This window comes from Hylemonella gracilis, from assembly GCF_004328645.1.
GTDB lineage: Bacteria > Pseudomonadota > Gammaproteobacteria > Burkholderiales > Burkholderiaceae_C > Hylemonella > Hylemonella gracilis_B.
In genome coordinates, this window is record NZ_CP031395.1 from 331,978 (window position 1) to 347,385 (window position 15,408).

General features: G+C 67.9%; 13 protein-coding genes. 6 read left to right on the forward strand and 7 right to left on the reverse strand.

Annotated features, from left to right (window positions below; genetic code table 11):
• Positions 1 to 99 precede the first annotated feature (99 nt).
• Both DW355_RS01620 and tgt read left to right on the forward strand, forming a co-directional pair.
• Complete coding sequence (locus tag DW355_RS01620) at positions 100 to 462, forward strand: hypothetical protein (RefSeq protein ID WP_131277477.1); 363 nt, start codon at positions 100 to 102, stop codon at positions 460 to 462.
• A gap of 34 nt (positions 463 to 496) precedes the next feature.
• Positions 497 to 1,705, forward strand: a complete 1,209-nt coding sequence (tgt, locus tag DW355_RS01625; RefSeq protein WP_131277479.1) for a tRNA guanosine(34) transglycosylase Tgt — start codon at positions 497 to 499, stop codon at positions 1,703 to 1,705.
• Positions 1,706 to 1,759: 54 nt separating this feature from the next.
• Here the strand turns inward: tgt and ybaL are convergent, their stop codons facing one another.
• From ybaL to DW355_RS01660, 7 genes are all read right to left on the reverse strand, one after another.
• Positions 1,760 to 3,478: a YbaL family putative K(+) efflux transporter gene (ybaL, locus tag DW355_RS01630; RefSeq protein ID WP_131277481.1), complete on the reverse strand. Its 1,719-nt coding sequence runs from the start codon at positions 3,476 to 3,478 to the stop codon at positions 1,760 to 1,762.
• Positions 3,479 to 3,569: 91 nt separating this feature from the next.
• Positions 3,570 to 3,926, reverse strand: a complete 357-nt coding sequence (gene mnhG, locus DW355_RS01635; protein ID WP_131277483.1) for a monovalent cation/H(+) antiporter subunit G — start codon at positions 3,924 to 3,926, stop codon at positions 3,570 to 3,572.
• Positions 3,923 to 4,201: a K+/H+ antiporter subunit F gene (locus DW355_RS01640; RefSeq protein ID WP_131282150.1), complete on the reverse strand. Its 279-nt coding sequence runs from the start codon at positions 4,199 to 4,201 to the stop codon at positions 3,923 to 3,925. Before DW355_RS01640 ends, mnhG begins: the two co-directional genes overlap by 4 nt.
• A gap of 5 nt (positions 4,202 to 4,206) precedes the next feature.
• Positions 4,207 to 4,698 carry a Na+/H+ antiporter subunit E gene (locus tag DW355_RS01645; protein ID WP_131277485.1) on the reverse strand — a complete coding sequence of 164 codons (492 nt, stop codon included), beginning with the start codon at positions 4,696 to 4,698 and terminating at the stop codon, positions 4,207 to 4,209.
• The gene (locus DW355_RS01650; RefSeq protein ID WP_131277487.1) at positions 4,695 to 6,362 is read right to left on the reverse strand and encodes a monovalent cation/H+ antiporter subunit D; all 1,668 of its coding nucleotides are present in this window, start codon (positions 6,360 to 6,362) and stop codon (positions 4,695 to 4,697) included. Before DW355_RS01650 ends, DW355_RS01645 begins: the two co-directional genes overlap by 4 nt.
• On the reverse strand, positions 6,359 to 6,703 hold the full coding sequence (locus DW355_RS01655) for a Na+/H+ antiporter subunit C (protein ID WP_131282153.1): 345 nt from the start codon (positions 6,701 to 6,703) through the stop codon (positions 6,359 to 6,361). Before DW355_RS01655 ends, DW355_RS01650 begins: the two co-directional genes overlap by 4 nt.
• A 35-nt stretch (positions 6,704 to 6,738) precedes the next feature.
• Positions 6,739 to 9,690: a monovalent cation/H+ antiporter subunit A gene (locus DW355_RS01660; protein WP_131277489.1), complete on the reverse strand. Its 2,952-nt coding sequence runs from the start codon at positions 9,688 to 9,690 to the stop codon at positions 6,739 to 6,741.
• Positions 9,691 to 9,812: 122 nt separating this feature from the next.
• Between DW355_RS01660 and DW355_RS01665 the strand changes: the two genes are divergently transcribed.
• Genes DW355_RS01665 through DW355_RS01680 form a run of 4 tightly spaced genes read left to right on the forward strand, consistent with a single transcriptional unit; the run spans position 9,813 to position 15,270 of the window.
• Positions 9,813 to 10,658 carry a phosphate/phosphite/phosphonate ABC transporter substrate-binding protein gene (locus DW355_RS01665; RefSeq protein ID WP_131277491.1) on the forward strand — a complete coding sequence of 282 codons (846 nt, stop codon included), beginning with the start codon at positions 9,813 to 9,815 and terminating at the stop codon, positions 10,656 to 10,658.
• Between the two features lie 6 nt (positions 10,659 to 10,664).
• The gene (locus tag DW355_RS01670) at positions 10,665 to 13,118 is read left to right on the forward strand and encodes a hybrid sensor histidine kinase/response regulator (protein WP_131277493.1); all 2,454 of its coding nucleotides are present in this window, start codon (positions 10,665 to 10,667) and stop codon (positions 13,116 to 13,118) included.
• A complete protein-coding gene (locus DW355_RS01675; RefSeq protein WP_131277495.1) occupies positions 13,094 to 14,641 on the forward strand; it encodes a response regulator in 1,548 nt (515 codons plus the stop codon). The genes DW355_RS01670 and DW355_RS01675 overlap by 25 nt, the downstream gene beginning before the upstream one ends.
• Complete coding sequence (locus DW355_RS01680) at positions 14,638 to 15,270, forward strand: response regulator (RefSeq protein WP_131277497.1); 633 nt, start codon at positions 14,638 to 14,640, stop codon at positions 15,268 to 15,270. Before DW355_RS01675 ends, DW355_RS01680 begins: the two co-directional genes overlap by 4 nt.
• Positions 15,271 to 15,408: the final 138 nt, after the last annotated feature.

Below are 15,408 nucleotides of genomic sequence, written 5' to 3' on the forward strand. Positions count from 1 at the left end.
GCATCCCGCGCGCCGACGTCTCTTGAGGAACAAGAGCGCGGCGCGAGGCAAAAACCCGCCCCCGCGGACGGCCGAGCCGCTTCGGGGACAATCTCGGGCATGCCTCACCTCCGTTCCCGGGCCCCTGCCCTCCCCGCCCTGCTGGCCGCCGCGCTGCTGATGTTGACCTTCGCGCCGGCGCACGCGCAATCTCTGATGGAGCGGCGCAACGCCATGCTCAAGGGCACCAACCAAGGTGTCGTGATCATCGAAGCCACACCGGACGACAACACGGCCGCGACCGGTGCCGATGGCTCTGCCCAGGGCGAGAAACCCACGGGTCTGCGCGCCATCTTCGACAAGCTGGGGCCGCCCAGCGGTTGCCCCATCGGCGCGGCGCGCAAGGCGGAATGCCCGGACCAGGGCATCGAGGTGCCCACCGGTGCCCCGTCCGCGTCCAACACCCCCAATTTCAGCCGCTGACCTCTGGCCAGCCGCCGACTGTTTCCGCCATTCCATGCTCCGTTTCGAACTGCTGCGCACCGAAGGCCTTGCCCGCCGGGGCCGTCTGACCCTCAACCACGGCGTCGTCGAGACGCCCATCTTCATGCCCGTCGGCACCTATGGCACGGTCAAGGGCGTGCTGCCGCGCAGCCTGCACGACATGGGCGCGCAGATCATCCTGGGCAACACCTTCCACCTCTGGATGCGCCCGGGCCTGGACGTGATGCAGAGCTTCGGCGGCCTGCACGGCTTCGAGCAGTGGAACAAACCCATCCTGACCGACAGCGGCGGCTTCCAGGTCTGGTCACTCGGCGCGATGCGCAAGATCACCGAGCAAGGCGTGCACTTTGCGTCACCCGTCAACGGCGACAAGCTCTTCATGTCGCCTGAGGTCTCGATGCAGATCCAGACCACGCTGAATTCCGACATCGTGATGCAGCTCGACGAGTGCACGCCCTACTGGCAAGGTGAAAAGGGGCAGGGTGACAAGGACAGCGGCCACATCACCACCGAGGCCGAAGCCCGCGTGTCCATGGAACTGTCGCAGCGCTGGGCCAGACGTTCACAAGCCGAGTTCGCGCGGCTGGAGAACCCCAACGCCCTCTTCGGCATCGTGCAGGGCGGCATGTTCGAGCACCTGCGGCAGGAGTCGCTGGAAGCCTTGGTGGAGATGGATTTCCCGGGCTACGCCGTCGGCGGCGTGAGCGTGGGCGAGCCCAAGGACGAGATGAACCGCATCATGGCGCACACGCCCCATCGCCTGCCGGCCCACAAGCCGCGCTACCTGATGGGCGTGGGCACGCCGGAGGACCTGGTCAACGGCGTGGCCAACGGCGTGGACATGTTCGACTGCGTGATGCCCACGCGCAACGCGCGCAACGGCACCATCTTCACGCGTTACGGTGACTTGAAACTGCGCAACGCGCGCCACAAGGCCGACCACCAGCCCCTGGACCCGAGCTGTACCTGCTACGCCTGCGCGGGCGGCGCCGGCATCAGTTGGGAGCAAGGCGGCGGCCCGAACCACGGGTGGCAAGGCTTCTCACGCGCCTACCTGCACCACCTGGACCGCTGCGGCGAAATGTTGGGCCCCATGCTGGCCACCATCCACAACCTGCACTACTACCTCAACCTGATGCGCGAGGTGCGCGAGGCGCTGGATGCGGGGACCTTCGCCGCATTCACCGCGCGCTTCCAGGCGGAACGCGCGCGCGGCGTCTGAGGCCGAAGCCCGCACACGGCGAGCAATCAGAGCGGGAACGACACGCCAGGCCGGTCAATGCCCGCGCGCGTGTCCGGGCAGCAGTTGCTTGAGCACGTGGTCCGTCATGCCGCGCGCGAGTTCGTGCTCGCCCTGGAACACGGTGCCCTGGGTTTCCTTCTGGAGCAGCTCGGCTTCTTCGTCGTTGTGCGTGCGCAGCACGATCTGGATCTCGGGATTGAGCTGGCGCGCGATCTCGACCATCTGGCGCACGTTCACGGTGTCGGGAATGGCGATGACCAACATGGCCGCGCGCGTCACATGGGCCTGGATCAGCACCTCCGGCGTCTGCGCGTCGCCACTGACCGCGGGCACACCCTTCTTGCGCAAGGCATCCACGAGTTCGCGGTTCTGCTCGGCCACCACGTAGGGGATGTGGTTTTCGCTCAGGCTGCGCGCGATTCGGCGCCCCACCCGACCGTAGCCGACCAGCACCACCTGCTTGGTCAGCAGGCGGGGGTCGGTGCTCATGGGCAGTTCGGACAGCGGATCGTCACGCAATTCGAGGCGGCGCGCGAATTCCGAGCGCGCCAGCAGCCAGCGTCGGATCGGATCGACCGCGGCGAACAGGGAGGCATTGAGCGCGATCGAGATCAGGGCCCCAGCCAGCACCAGGCTCTGCCCTTCCGCCGGCATCATGTGCAGGGCCACGCCCATGCCGGCCAGGATGAAGGAGAACTCGCCGATCTGCGCCAGGCTCGCGCCCACGGTCAGCGCCGTGTTGAAGGGGTAGCGGAACAGCAGCACGATGGCCACGGCGGCCACCGTCTTGCCGACGAGGATGATGGTCACCACGGCCAGCAGCTTGAGCGGCTGCTGAATGATGACGGCCGGGTCGAACAGCATGCCGACCGAGACGAAGAAGAGCACGGCAAAAGCGTCGCGCAGGGGCAACGACTCGTCGGCCGCGCGGTGGCTGAACTCGGACTCGCGCATCATCATGCCGGCGAAGAAGGCACCGAGCGCGAAGGACACATCGAACAGCCTGGCCGCGCCAAAAGCCACGCCCACGGCCACCGCGACCACGCTGAGGGTGAACAGCTCGCGCGATCCCGTGCGCGCCACCCACCAGAGCAGGCGCGGCAGCACGCGCCGCCCCACCACCAGCATCAGCACCACAAAGGCCGTCACCTTGGCCAGGGTGATGCCCACCGTCGTCCCGATGTCTCCCATGGAAAAAGTGTGGACCGCACCCGGGGACGGCGGCGCGAGCACCTCGGCCACGGCGGGCATCAGCACCAGGACCAGCACCATCACCAGGTCCTCGACCACCAGCCAGCCCACGGCGATCTGACCGTTGACCGACTTGAGCAGGTTCTTGGCTTCCAGCGCGCGCAGCAGCACCACCGTGCTGGCCACGGAGAGACAGAGGCCGAAGACCAGGGAACCGCCCAGGCCCCAGTCCCAGAACCAGGAGACCGCCATGCCCAGGGTCGTGGCCACCGCGATCTGCACGATGGCACCCGGCACCGCGATCCGGCGCACGGCCATCAGGTCCTGCAGGGAAAAGTGCAGGCCCACGCCGAACATCAGCAGCATCACGCCGATCTCGGCCAGCTGGCCAGCCAGGCCCACGTCGGCCACGAAACCCGGGGAATTCGGCCCGACCACGATGCCCGCGACCAGGTAGCCCACCAGCGGCGGCATGTTGAGCTTGGTGGCCAGGAGGCCCAGCACCATGGCGATGCCAAAACCGAAGGCGATGGTAGCGATCAGGCTGACGTCGTGGGGCATGCGCGCGCTCTCAAAAAAGGAGCAATTCCAGATGGGTAAGGGGCAAAGCCGACGATAACCGACTTTTCCGGCGCCCGCGGAGGCCCGTCGTCTATCGACCGGGCTGTCCGGCGTCCTGGTTCTTGGCCAGGGGCGGCGGCAAGGCGTCCCCCGCGCGACGGCGGCGGAACAGCGCGGCACGCGCCAGCACAATGGTGGTCACGGGCGCGGTAATGGACAGGATGATGATGATCAACCAGACATGCAGCGACAGCTCTCCCGCGCGCGCCGAGAAATGGACGATGGACGCCAGCGTCACGATCCAGGCCGCCAGCGTGGAGGCCAGCGCGGGCGCATGCATGCGCGTGAAGAAGTCCGGCAGACGCCACAATCCCAAGCCGGCGGCCAGCACCACCACGCCGCTGAGCAGCAGCAGACCGGTCACCACGTAATCGCTCCAGGGCGTCATTCGATCACCTCCCCACGCAACAGGAACTTGGCCAGCGCCAGCGACCCCACGAAGCCGAACAGCACCATCAGGAAGGCACCCTCGAAGTACATGCTGCTGTCGTAGCGGATGGCCAGCACGAGCATGACCAGCATGCCCACGACGTAGATGAAATCAAGCGCCAGCACCCGGTCCTGGGCGCTGGGGCCGCGCAACAGGCGCAGCAGGCCCAGGCCCATGGCCAGGACATAGAGCACAAGGGTCACTGCGATGGCGTGGGTCAGCAAAGGACTCATGGCGGTCATGGCAGGATCTCCAGCAAGGGCCGCTCGTAGCGGGTCTTGTAATGGTCGATGAAGACGGCCTCGTCACCGGGCAGGTCAAACACATGCAGCAGCAGGCGGCTGCGGTCCGGGGCCAGTTCGCACCACACCGTGCCGGGGATCACGGCAGTGATCATGGCCAGGGCGGCCAGGGCGTGGTCATTGCGCAGGTCCAGCGGCACCACGACGAAGCGGCTGGCCGGGGGCGCGCGGCGCGCGCGCAGCACCCCGCGCACGACCTCGATCCCCGACAGCACCACGTCGCCACCGACGCGCAGCACCAGAAGGAGCAGCCGCAGGGGACGACGCACCACAGGTCCGGGGGGGCGCAGGGGCGCGGCCAGCACGGGCAGCACAACCGCCACCACCACGCCCAGCAGCAGGTTGCCGGGGCTCAGGCTGCGGTTCAGCATCAGCCACAAGGCCAGCAAACCGACTGAGAGCAAGGGGGCGGGAAGCCAGCGCTTCATGGCCGGACCTCCTGTGACGCGGCCAGAGGCACGGGCGGCACCGGGCGCGCCGACATCACGGCCGCGATGTACTGGCCGGGCGCGTGCAGGGTCGCGGCGGTCTTGCGCATGTAATCCAGGGCCTGCCCAGCCTGCAGCACCAGGCTCAGGCCACCGGCGAGCAGCAGGCCGATGGGCAGGGTCTCGGCCACGCGCAGACGCGGCGATGGCCGGGCCTCGGCGGTCCAGAAATGGCGCATGCCGATGCGCAGCAGCGCGGTGGCCGCCATCAGGCCGGATAGCAGCAGCAAGGCGAACAGCACCCAGGCCGCGGGGCGGTGCAGGTCCAGCAGGGCCGTGAGCATGGCCAGCTTGGCCACGAAGCCCGACAGCGGCGGCAAACCGCTGACCACCAGGGCGCAGACCGCGAAGGTCAAGCCCAGGAAAGCCAGGGCGGCCGGGATGGCGCGACCGATCAGCACTTCCTCGTCGTCGTCGAGGTTGACGCCGGGCAGGGGTTCCGACGCGATGAAGGCGGGCAAGGTGTCCTGGCCATCGTCGATCGCGTCCGGGCCAAGTTCGACCTGGCGCGCGCGCTCCAGCAGCTCCACCAGCAGGAAGAGCGCGGCCCCCGCCAGCGTGGAGCTGGCTAGGTAGTACAGCGCGCCGCCCGCCAGCGCGGGTGCGCCAAAACCGAAGGCGGCGATCAGCGTGCCCGAGGAGGCGATCACGCTGTAGGCGGCGAAGCGCCCCAGCTGTTGCGAGGCCAGCATGCCCACGGCGCCGAAGGCCAACGTGGCGGCGCCGCCCCAGACCAGGGCCGCGCCACCAAAGGGCGCGCCACCACCCACCTCGGCCGGGAAGCACAAGGTCCACAGGCGCAGCACGGCATACACCCCCACCTTGGTCAGGATGGCGAAGAGCGCGGCCACCGGCGCGCTGGCCGCACCGTAAGCCCCCGGCAGCCAGAAATTCAGCGGCCAGAGCGCCGCCTTGGACAGAAAGGCCACGGCCAGGATGGCCGCGCCCGCGTGCAGCAGGCCGCGGTCGGCCTCGGCCACGAGCGGCAACTTGGCCGCGATGTCGGCCATGTTGAGCGTGCCGGTCACGCCATACAACACGGCCACGCCGATCAGGAACAGCAGCGAGGCCACGAGGTTGACCGCGATGTAGTGCAGGCCGGCTCGCACACGCTGCGTCCCGCCACCGTGCAGCAACAGGCCGTAGCTGGCCGCGAGCAGCACCTCGAAGAACACGAAAAGGTTGAACAAGTCGGCCGTCAGGAAGGCGCCGTACAAGCCCATGAGCTGGAGCTGGAACAGCACATGGAAGTACACGCCGGCCTGGTGCCAGCGCGCCAGCGCGTAAAGCAGAGAGGCCAGGCCGATGCAGCCGGTGAGCACCAGCAACAGGGCCGACAGCCGGTCCAGCACCAGCACGATGCCGAAGGGCACGGGCCAGTTGCCTGGCAGGTAGACGCAAAAGGCTTGTGGCAAGTCCTGCGCATGCACCGCCTGCATGAGGTACACGGCCAGCAGCAGACCGGCCAGGGTCGAGGCCAGGTTGACCACGGCCTTGAGCCGACGGCGGCCTTCGCCCAGCAGCAGCATGAGCGCGGCCGTGGCCAGGGGCAGCAGCACCGGTGCGACGATCAACGGTGCACCCAGAGACAGCGCGCCCGTCATGGCCGCTCCTCCCGACCGTCCACGTGGTCACCGCCGGACAGGCCACGCAGGGCCAGCAGCACGACGAGAAACAGGGCCGTGGTCGCGAAGCCGATCACGATGGCGGTCAGAACCAGGGACTGCGGCAACGGGTCGGTGTAGTTGTCCAGCGTGGGGGCCAGGCCGGGCAGCACGATGGGCTCCCTGTCGATGGCCAGACTGCCCACGCTGAAGATGAACAGGTTGATGGCATAGGACAGCAGGGACAGGCCGATCAGCACCTGGAAAGTACGCGGGCGCAGCAGCAACCAGACGCCGGAGCCGGCCAGGATGCCGATGACGATGGAGATCACGACTTCCATGTCAGTGCCCCCGCCCCAAGCCGAGTGGACGGCCTTCATGCCAGGGCTCCCGTGGCGCTGGCTCCGCCAGGCCACTGGGAGCGCCCCCCTCGAGGGGGAGGCGCGCAGCGCCTCGGGGGTGTTTCAATCTGCCGGTGCGCGCGCAGCGACTGGTGCGCAATGGCGATCAACAGCAACAAAGTGGCGCCCACCACCACGGCAAACACGCCCAGATCGAAGAAGGCCGCCGAGGGCACATGGATCTCGCCCAGCCAGGGCAGCGCGAGATGGGCCGTGTGGGTGGTCAGGAAGGGGTGGCCGAACCACAGGGAACCCAGGCCCGTGCACAAGGCCACCAGCAGACCGAAGGCGATCCAGCGCGGCGGCAGCAGGCGCAACTGGGTTTCAACCCAGCGCGTGCCCGCCACCATGTACTGCGCGAGGAAGGCGATGGCCACCACCAGGCCGGCCACGAAGCCGCCGCCGGGCTCGTTGTGCCCGCGCATGAAGAGGTAGACGGCGAACAGCCAGGCGACCGGCAACAGCAAGCGCACCAGCACGGCCGGCACACCCATGTAATCGGGCACGCCGTCGTCACGCGAGGATTCGCGCAGGTCAGCACCGATGTCGCCGGTGCGCTGCTGCGCGGGTACTTCGATGGATTCCTGCGGCGGGCGGAAGCGCCGCAGCAGGGCATAGACAGTGAGCCCCACGATGCCAAGCACCGTGATCTCCCCCAGGGTGTCGAAGGCACGAAAGTCCACCAACATCACATTGACGACATTGGTGCCGCCGCCGCCGGGCAGGGCCTGCTCGATGAAGAAGGGCGCGATGGACAGCAGGGTGTGGCGCGTGAGCAAGGCATAAGACAAGGCAGCCAGCCCCAGCCCCACCAGCAGGGCGATGACCAGGTCACGCCGCCGGCGCCAGAACACGCGCCGCTCGATGCGGGGGTCGTCCCGCTCGACGCGCTTGGGCATCCAGCGCAGGCCAAGCAGGAACAGCACCACGGTCACCACCTCGACCGCGAGTTGCGTCAGCGCGAGGTCAGGCGCCGAGAACCAGGCGAAGGTGATGCACAAGGCCAAGCCCACGACGCCCAGCATGATGAGCGCGGCCAGCCGGTGGAACTTGGCCTGCCAGGCCGCGCCCAGGGCGCAGGCCCCGCCCACGATCCAGAGCAGCACGAAGGCAGGCGAGGCCGGCACGCGCGCGCGATCGCCCCAGGTCAAGGGCACGATCAGCGCAGAAGCCGAGGTCACCACCAAGGCCACGACCAGGATCGCGGACAGTTGCGGCTGCAGACGAGGCGAACCCGTCCAGCGGCGCAGCGCGGCCGCGCCCGCGCTGACGGCCGCGAGCCCGCCCTCGAACAGGCGCTGGCCATCCAGGCGCAGCAGGGGGGCCGTGCGCGCGGCGCGACGCGTGAAGGCCCGCCGGAAGACCAGATAAGCCAACAAGCCGCCGGCCGTCGCGACCAGGCTCATGACCAGGGGGGTGTTGAAGCCATGCCAGACCGCCAGGCTGAATTCGGGCAACACCCCTCCGACGACGGGCCGCGCGGCCGTGTCGAGCAGGCGGGCGATGGACCAGTCCGGCAAGGTACCCACGACCACGCAAGCCAGCACCAGCAGCTCCACCGGCACCCGCATCCAGTGCACGGGCTCGTGCGGCTGGCGCGGACATTCACCCGTGGCCGGGCCGAAGAACACGGCGTGCGCGAAGCGCAAGGAATACACGACGGCGAACACGCCGGCCACCGTGGCCGCCAGCGGCAAGCCGACTTCCAGCCAGGGTTGGCCACTCACGAACACGGTCTCGGAGAAAAACATTTCCTTGGACAGGAATCCGTTGAGCAAGGGCACGCCAGCCATGGCCGCGCAGGCCACGATGGCCAGCGTGCCCGTGATGGGCATGGCGCGGTAGATCCCGCCCAAGCGGCGCATGTCGCGCGTACCGGTTTCGTGGTCGATGATGCCCACCGACATGAACAACGAGGCCTTGAAAGTGGCGTGATTCATCATGTGGAAGACCGCCGCCACCGCCGCCATCTCGCTGTTGAGGCCCAGCAACAAGGTGATGAGCCCGAGGTGGCTGATGGTGGAATACGCCAGCAAGCCCTTGAGGTCGTTCTGGAACATGGCGACATAGGCACCGAGCAGCAGTGTCGTCAGGCCCGCGCCGCCGACGATCCAGAACCAGGCCTCCGTGCCTGCGAGCACCGGCCACAGGCGGGCCATCAGGAAGACGCCGGCCTTCACCATCGTCGCCGAATGCAGATAGGCCGAGACCGGCGTGGGCGCGGCCATGGCACGCGGCAGCCAGAAATGGAAAGGGAACTGGGCGCTCTTGGTCAGCGCGCCCAGCAGCACCAGCACCAAGACCACCGGGTACAGGGCATGCGCGCGCACCTGCGCACCTGCCGCCAGCACCCCTTCCAGCTCATAGCTGCCCACGATATGGCCCAGCACCAGCACGCCACCCAGCAGCGCCAGGCCGCCCGTGGCCGTGACCGTGAAGGCCATGCGCGCGCCGCGCCGCGCGTCCTTGCGGTGGTACCAGTAGCCAATCAGCAGGAAGGAAAAGACGCTGGTCAGCTCCCAGAACATCACAAGCTGAATCAGGTTGCCCGAGACCACCACGCCCAGCATGGCGCCCATGAAGCCCAGCAGCAGTGAATAGAAACGCGCCGCCGGGTCCTCGGGCGCCAGGTAATACCGCGCATAGACGATGACCAGCAAGCCCATGGCGCTAACCAGCATGGCGAACATCCAGGCGAAGCCGTCCAGCCGCACCACCAGGTCCACGCCCAGCCCGGGCAGCCAGCTCAGGCGTTCGCTCAGCACGACACCGGCGCTGACCTGCGGGTACAGCAGGACCAGGGGCACGGCGACCGCGAGGGCCACACCCGCGGCCCAGAGCGATTCGAGGTTGCGCGCGTTGGTCGGCAGCAGCGCGGCCATGGCGCTTCCGACAAAAGGCAGCAACAGGATCAGCAACAAGGACATCCCCGAGTCTATGGCCTGTTTCCGCGAATTTTTCATCCCCGAGACATCGCGCGGTCTCGCGAGGTGACTGGAGTAAGCTATGTTTTCCCTCCACGTCCTGGGGCCTTGACCGGTCCGACACCATGCCGATGCTGCGCACCTTGCTGGCCCTCGCGGCCTTGTTGTCCATGAGCCTGACGGGGGCGCAAACGCGCGAGGCAGGCTACCGCTTCTCGCCGGTCAACCAGTACGACATCCCGCTGATGGCGGCCTACTGGAACCCCATCGTCCAGTACGTCTCGGACAAGAGCGGCGTCAAGCTCACGCTCAGGATCGCGCGCACCTCGGCCGACACCACGGCCTATGTGCTGACCCAGGAAGTTGAATTCGTCTTCAGCAACCACCTGTTCAGCCCCGAGCGCGAGCAACTGGGCTGGAAGGTCTTTGGCCGGCGCCAGGTCCCGCCTATCTTGGGCCAGATCGTCGTGCCCGAGGACTCGCCCATCACCCGGCTGGAACAACTCAAGGGGCAGGAGGTGGCCTTCGCCGGCCCGGAGGCCTTCGTGATCTACAAGGTGCCCTATGCCCACCTGCTCAACAGCGGCATCGACGTCAAGGTGGTTTTCGGCGGCAACCAGAACGGGGCGTTGGCCCAACTCTTCGCTGGCAAGGTGCAAGCCGCGGGCGGCAACTCCCAGCTCATCGAAGGCTATGCCAAGCGCGAAGGCAAGAAGTTCCGCGTGCTCTGGAGTTCGGAGCCCTTCAACGACCTGGCCCTGATGGTGTCGGGCAAGGTGCCCGCCAAGGACGCACAGGCGGTGGCCGACGCCTTCCTCCACATGCACCAGGACCCGGCCGGGCGCGAGATCCTACAACAGACCGCGCAGAAGGTCGGATTGCCGATGGATGCCTACTTCGTCCCCTCGACCGCGTCGGACTATGCCGCCTACCGCCGCTTTTACCAGAGCGCGCCCGCCCAGTTGCGCTGAACCACCGTGCCGACGCCGCTGATGCGCCTGCTGCCGAACTCGCTGGTCAAGCGGGTCTTCGCGCTTTACATTGGCACCCTGCTGCTCTTCTTCGGCAGCGGGCTCTGGCTGTTCTACAACTACGAATTCCGGGAAGAGGTGGAGCAGGTGCGTGAAACCGCGGCCATCCTCGTGGAGACCACGGCCCAGACCCTCACCGAGAGCGCCGTCATCGGCGACTACGACACCATCCAGCGCACCCTGGCCAGCAGCGTGTTCGGCTCGCCCTTCGCGTCCGCCGCCTTCATCGACCTGCGCGGCGGCGTGATCCGCAGCAGCAATCCGTCCATCAGCGCCGAGGCCTACGCGCCCGCCTGGATACGCAGTCGTGTCGGCGAATTGCTGGACGACCTCAACCGCCCGATCACCGCGGGTGGCAAGGACTACGGCGTGCTGCGCCTGCAGTTCGCCGTCGACACCGTCGCGCACAAGCTGTGGATGCTGCTGCTCACGGTGCTGCTGCTCATCGCCGCCAGCCTGCTGGGAGGACTGCTGGTGATCGGGTACTCGCTGCGCCGCTGGCTCAAGTCCTTCCAGCAGTTCGACGGCAAGCTGCAGGCGGGCAGCCCACAGTTCGAGCACATCACCAATCAGGTGGTGCAGGCCGTGCCGGAGGAGTTCCGCCCGACCTTCGAGGTGATGCAGCGCATCTCCGCCGATCTGCACCGGCAGTTGCAGCAGCGCGAACTCGCCCTGACCGCGCTGCGGCAGGCCCTGGCCAGGCTGCTGCCCGACCTGCCGCAGGACCCGGTCACGCTGGGCATGGACCTCGGCGCGCTGGCGGACCTGGTGCTGCAGGTCGTGCACGAACGCGAGGCCGAACGCGCCCTGCTGCAAGAGGCCAAGCAGGCGGCCGAGGCGGCGAACCGGGCCAAGAGCGAGTTTCTCGCGGTCATGAGCCACGAGATCCGCACCCCCATGAACGGCATCGTCGGCATGACGGGCCTGGCGCTGGGGACCACCCTGACCCCGCAGCAGCGCGGCTACCTGACCATGGTGCGCCGCTCCGCCGACGCCCTGCTTGCGGTGATCAACGACATCCTGGACTTCTCCAAGATCGAAGCGGGCCGGCTGACGCTCGACCCGCGCCCCTTCCGCCTCCACGCCCTGGTGCGCAGCACGCTCAAGAGCCTGGACAACCAGGCACGCGAGAAAGGACTGCGGCTGGCGTATGAGCCTGGCGACGGTGTCGCCCATCCCCTGATCGGCGATCCGGGTCGCCTGCGCCAGATCCTGGTCAACCTGGTGGGCAACGCCATCAAGTTCAGCCAGACCGGGACCATCACGGTGCGCGCGCGGGCCGACGCCCTTCGGGGCGAGCAGGTCAGGCTCCATTTCGAAGTGCGGGACCAGGGCATAGGCATCGCCCCGGACCAGCAACAGGCCATCTTCCAGCCCTTCACCCAGGCCGATGCCTCCATCACCCGCCACTACGGCGGTACCGGCCTGGGCCTGGCGATTTGCCGCAAGCTGGTTCAGGCCATGGACGGCGAGATCGGGGTGCGCAGCGCGCCCGGCCAGGGCAGCACCTTCCACTTCACCGCCCTGTTCGGCGTGGGCGCGGAGGATGGCAATGAGGCGGATGACAACGACGGCGACAGCGCCCCCCTCTTCCCCCTGGTCGCGCCCCCGGTCGCCGCCGGACCAGAGCAGACGCTGAATGTGCTGCTTGCCGAGGACAACGAGATCAACCAGGAGATCATGGTGCAGTTGCTGCGGCACGCGGGCCACGCAACCACCGTGGCGCACAACGGCGAAGAAGCGGTGCGCCTGGCGACCCAGGCCGACCCACCCTACGACCTGATCTTCATGGACATGCAGATGCCGGTGATGGACGGGCTGCAAGCCACGCGCCACATCCGCGAACACGAACGGTCCGGCGGGCAGCGCACGCGCATCATCGCGCTCACGGCCAACGTGCTGCCGGAAGACCGCGCGCGTTGCCTGGCGGCCGGCATGGACGGCCATCTGGGCAAACCCATCGACCCGCGCGAACTGCAGGCCGTGCTCGGAGGTGACCTGCCCGACGCGACCATGCCTTCGGCCGCCGACATTGTGCCGACCGCGCAGGCGCCGAGCCCGGAGACCTTCGACTACCAGCGCGCCCTGGATGGCGCGGACGCCCTGGTGGTGCGCATCATCGCGGAGGCTTTCCGCGGCAATTGGCCGGAGCAACTGCGCGCGCTGCGCGAGGCGGCGCAGGCGGCCGACGCCGCGGCGCTGCAACGCGGCGCCCATGCGCTGCGGGGCGTGCTCGGGAATTTCGGCGCCACGCCGGCCACGGCATTGGCGCGACGCATCGAGCTGCTGGGGGCCCAAGGCGACACCGACCCGATCCGACCGCTGCTGCCTCAGCTGGAGGCCGCGTTGCAGGCGCTGGACCAGGCGCTGCGCACATGGCTGGCCCGGGCGCCAAGCTGACCCGGCGACCACGCTACGATGACAAGCCCCTGTCCACCCTCCCGGCCGAACGCCTGCCACCCATGAGCACCCCACCTCGTCCCGGCGCCCACATCCTCGTCATTGACGACACGCCCGAGATCCGCCTGCTGGCCACCGTGCTGCTGGAACGCGAGGGCTACACGGTCTCGAGCGCGGACAGTGGCGAGGCGGGGTTGATGCGCGCACGCGAGGCGGTGCCCGACCTGATCCTGCTGGACGTCATGCTGCCTGGCATGGATGGCTACGACGTCTGCCGTCAACTGAAGACGAACGAGGCCCTGCGCGACACGCCCGTGATCTTCATGAGCGCCCAGGACGACGTGCCCGCCCAGACCCAGGGCTTCACGGTGGGCGGCGCGGACTACGTCACCAAGCCGTTGTCGGTGCCGGTATTGCTGTCCCGTGTGCGCACGCACGTCGCCCTGCATGCACAGCGGCGCAGCCTGGAGGGCATGTTCCGCGATGCGCTGGAGTACGCGCCCGACGCCATCATCCTCGCCGACCCGCAGTGGCGCATCGTGCAGGTCAACGAACGAACCCTGGACCTGTTCGGCTACCCGCGCGAAGCGCTGCTGGGTCAGCCCGTGGACATACTCATTCCGCCCCGCCTCAGGGAACACCATTTACAACGTCGCGCGCTGTACGAGCACTTGCAACCGGGCGAACGACAGCTGGGCGTGAGCACGGACTGCGTGCGCAGCGATGGCGGCGAGTTCTCCGGCGACCTCAGCGTTGGATTGTTGCGCACGAGTCGAGGCCCCTTGCTGATGACCGTGGTGCGCGACGTCACGGAGAGCCGACGCATCCAGCAGGAAATGGCCGATTCGCGCCAACGCCTGCGCGACCTGGCCGCGCAAGGCGATGCCATGCGCGAGTACGAACGCAAGAACATCGCGCGCGAAGTGCACGACGAGCTGGGTCAGGTCCTGACGGCCCTGCGCATGGACCTCACCTACGCCGGCATGAAGTTCGGCGCGGCAGACGCCGACCTCCTGGACCGACTGCAGGGCATGCGGGTGCTGGTCGACCGCGCCATCCAGGGTGTGCGCAACGTGGCGTCCAATCTGCGGCCCTCGGCCCTGGACATGGGCTTGATCCCCGCGCTCGAATGGCTCAGCGGCGAGTTTCGCCGCCACGCTGGCATACCCTGCAGTCTGGAAGTCGACACGCCGACCGTGGACATGCCCGAACACCGCGCCATCGGCCTCTTCCGCATCGTCCAGGAATCCCTCACGAATGTGAGCCGGTATGCCCACGCCAAGTCGGTGCAGGTCAAATTGCGGCAGGATGCAGGGCAACTCGTGCTGCAGGTGCGCGACGATGGCCAGGGCTTCGACGCCGCCGCCAGCGCACGCGGTGGCTCGTTCGGCCTGCTGGGCATGCAGGAGCGGGCATTGGCGCTGGGCGGCGAGCTGACCGTGCACAGTACTATTGGCGATGGCACGACCATCACGGCGCGCGTCCCGCTGCATCAGGACCCCCCGGTACAGGAGACGACATGATTCGACTGATGATCGCCGACGACCACGCCATCGTGCGCGGCGGCTTGCGACAACTGCTGTCGCTGGCACCGGACATCGAAGTCCGGGCGGAAGCCGTGGACGGAGCCCAGGTGCTGGAAGGCCTGCGCCGCGAGTTGCCGGACCTGCTGCTGCTCGACATCAACATGCCGGGCCTGAGTGGCCCGGACCTGATCACCCGCATCAAGTCCCACTGGCCGGCCTTGCCCATCCTCGTGCTGAGCATGCACAACGAAGGGCAGGTGGCCGCGCGCGTGCTGAAGGCGGGCGCCAGCGGCTATGTGACCAAGGACAGCGAGATGGAAGTGCTGCTGACCGCGATCCGCAAGGTCGCGGGCGGCGGCAAGTTCATCGTGCCTGAACTCGCCGAAAAACTGGTCTTCGATGTGTCGCTGAGTGGGGACGGGCTGCCGCACCAGAACCTGTCCGACCGGGAAATGGAAGTGTTCCGCATGCTGGTGGCCGGCCAGGGCGTCAACGAGATCGCCGAGCAGCTGTGCATCAGCAACAAGACCGTCAGCACACACAAGACGCGTCTGATGGAAAAACTCAATATCGGGAACACCGCCGAACTGGTGCGCTACGCCATGCAACATGGCCTGCTGAACTGAATCCCGCCGGCGCGGCCGCGACCCGCGCCACCGAGGTAGGAATCGCCCTACCCTTTCCATCCGATTCCGACGGAAAAACCGACCGAGTCCGATGGCGCGCCATGACCTGTCTCGGCACCATGACGGTCATGAGAACTC

Excerpts from the sequence above, each read along its gene's own strand:
- DW355_RS01680 (WP_131277497.1), top strand. The coding sequence starts at position 14,638 with ATGATTCGACTGATGATCGCCGACGACCACGCCATCGTGCGCGGCGGC.
- DW355_RS01655 (WP_131282153.1), bottom strand. The coding sequence starts at position 6,703 with ATGGAAGTCGTGATCTCCATCGTCATCGGCATCCTGGCCGGCTCCGGC.
- ybaL (WP_131277481.1), bottom strand. The coding sequence starts at position 3,478 with ATGCCCCACGACGTCAGCCTGATCGCTACCATCGCCTTCGGTTTTGGC.
- DW355_RS01660 (WP_131277489.1), bottom strand. The coding sequence starts at position 9,690 with ATGTCCTTGTTGCTGATCCTGTTGCTGCCTTTTGTCGGAAGCGCCATG.
- DW355_RS01620 (WP_131277477.1), top strand. The coding sequence starts at position 100 with ATGCCTCACCTCCGTTCCCGGGCCCCTGCCCTCCCCGCCCTGCTGGCC.
- tgt (WP_131277479.1), top strand. The coding sequence starts at position 497 with ATGCTCCGTTTCGAACTGCTGCGCACCGAAGGCCTTGCCCGCCGGGGC.
- DW355_RS01640 (WP_131282150.1), bottom strand. The coding sequence starts at position 4,201 with ATGAGTCCTTTGCTGACCCACGCCATCGCAGTGACCCTTGTGCTCTAT.
- mnhG (WP_131277483.1), bottom strand. The coding sequence starts at position 3,926 with ATGACGCCCTGGAGCGATTACGTGGTGACCGGTCTGCTGCTGCTCAGC.
- DW355_RS01665 (WP_131277491.1), top strand. The coding sequence starts at position 9,813 with ATGCCGATGCTGCGCACCTTGCTGGCCCTCGCGGCCTTGTTGTCCATG.
- DW355_RS01650 (WP_131277487.1), bottom strand. The coding sequence starts at position 6,362 with ATGACGGGCGCGCTGTCTCTGGGTGCACCGTTGATCGTCGCACCGGTG.
- DW355_RS01675 (WP_131277495.1), top strand. The coding sequence starts at position 13,094 with ATGGCTGGCCCGGGCGCCAAGCTGACCCGGCGACCACGCTACGATGAC.
- DW355_RS01645 (WP_131277485.1), bottom strand. The coding sequence starts at position 4,698 with ATGAAGCGCTGGCTTCCCGCCCCCTTGCTCTCAGTCGGTTTGCTGGCC.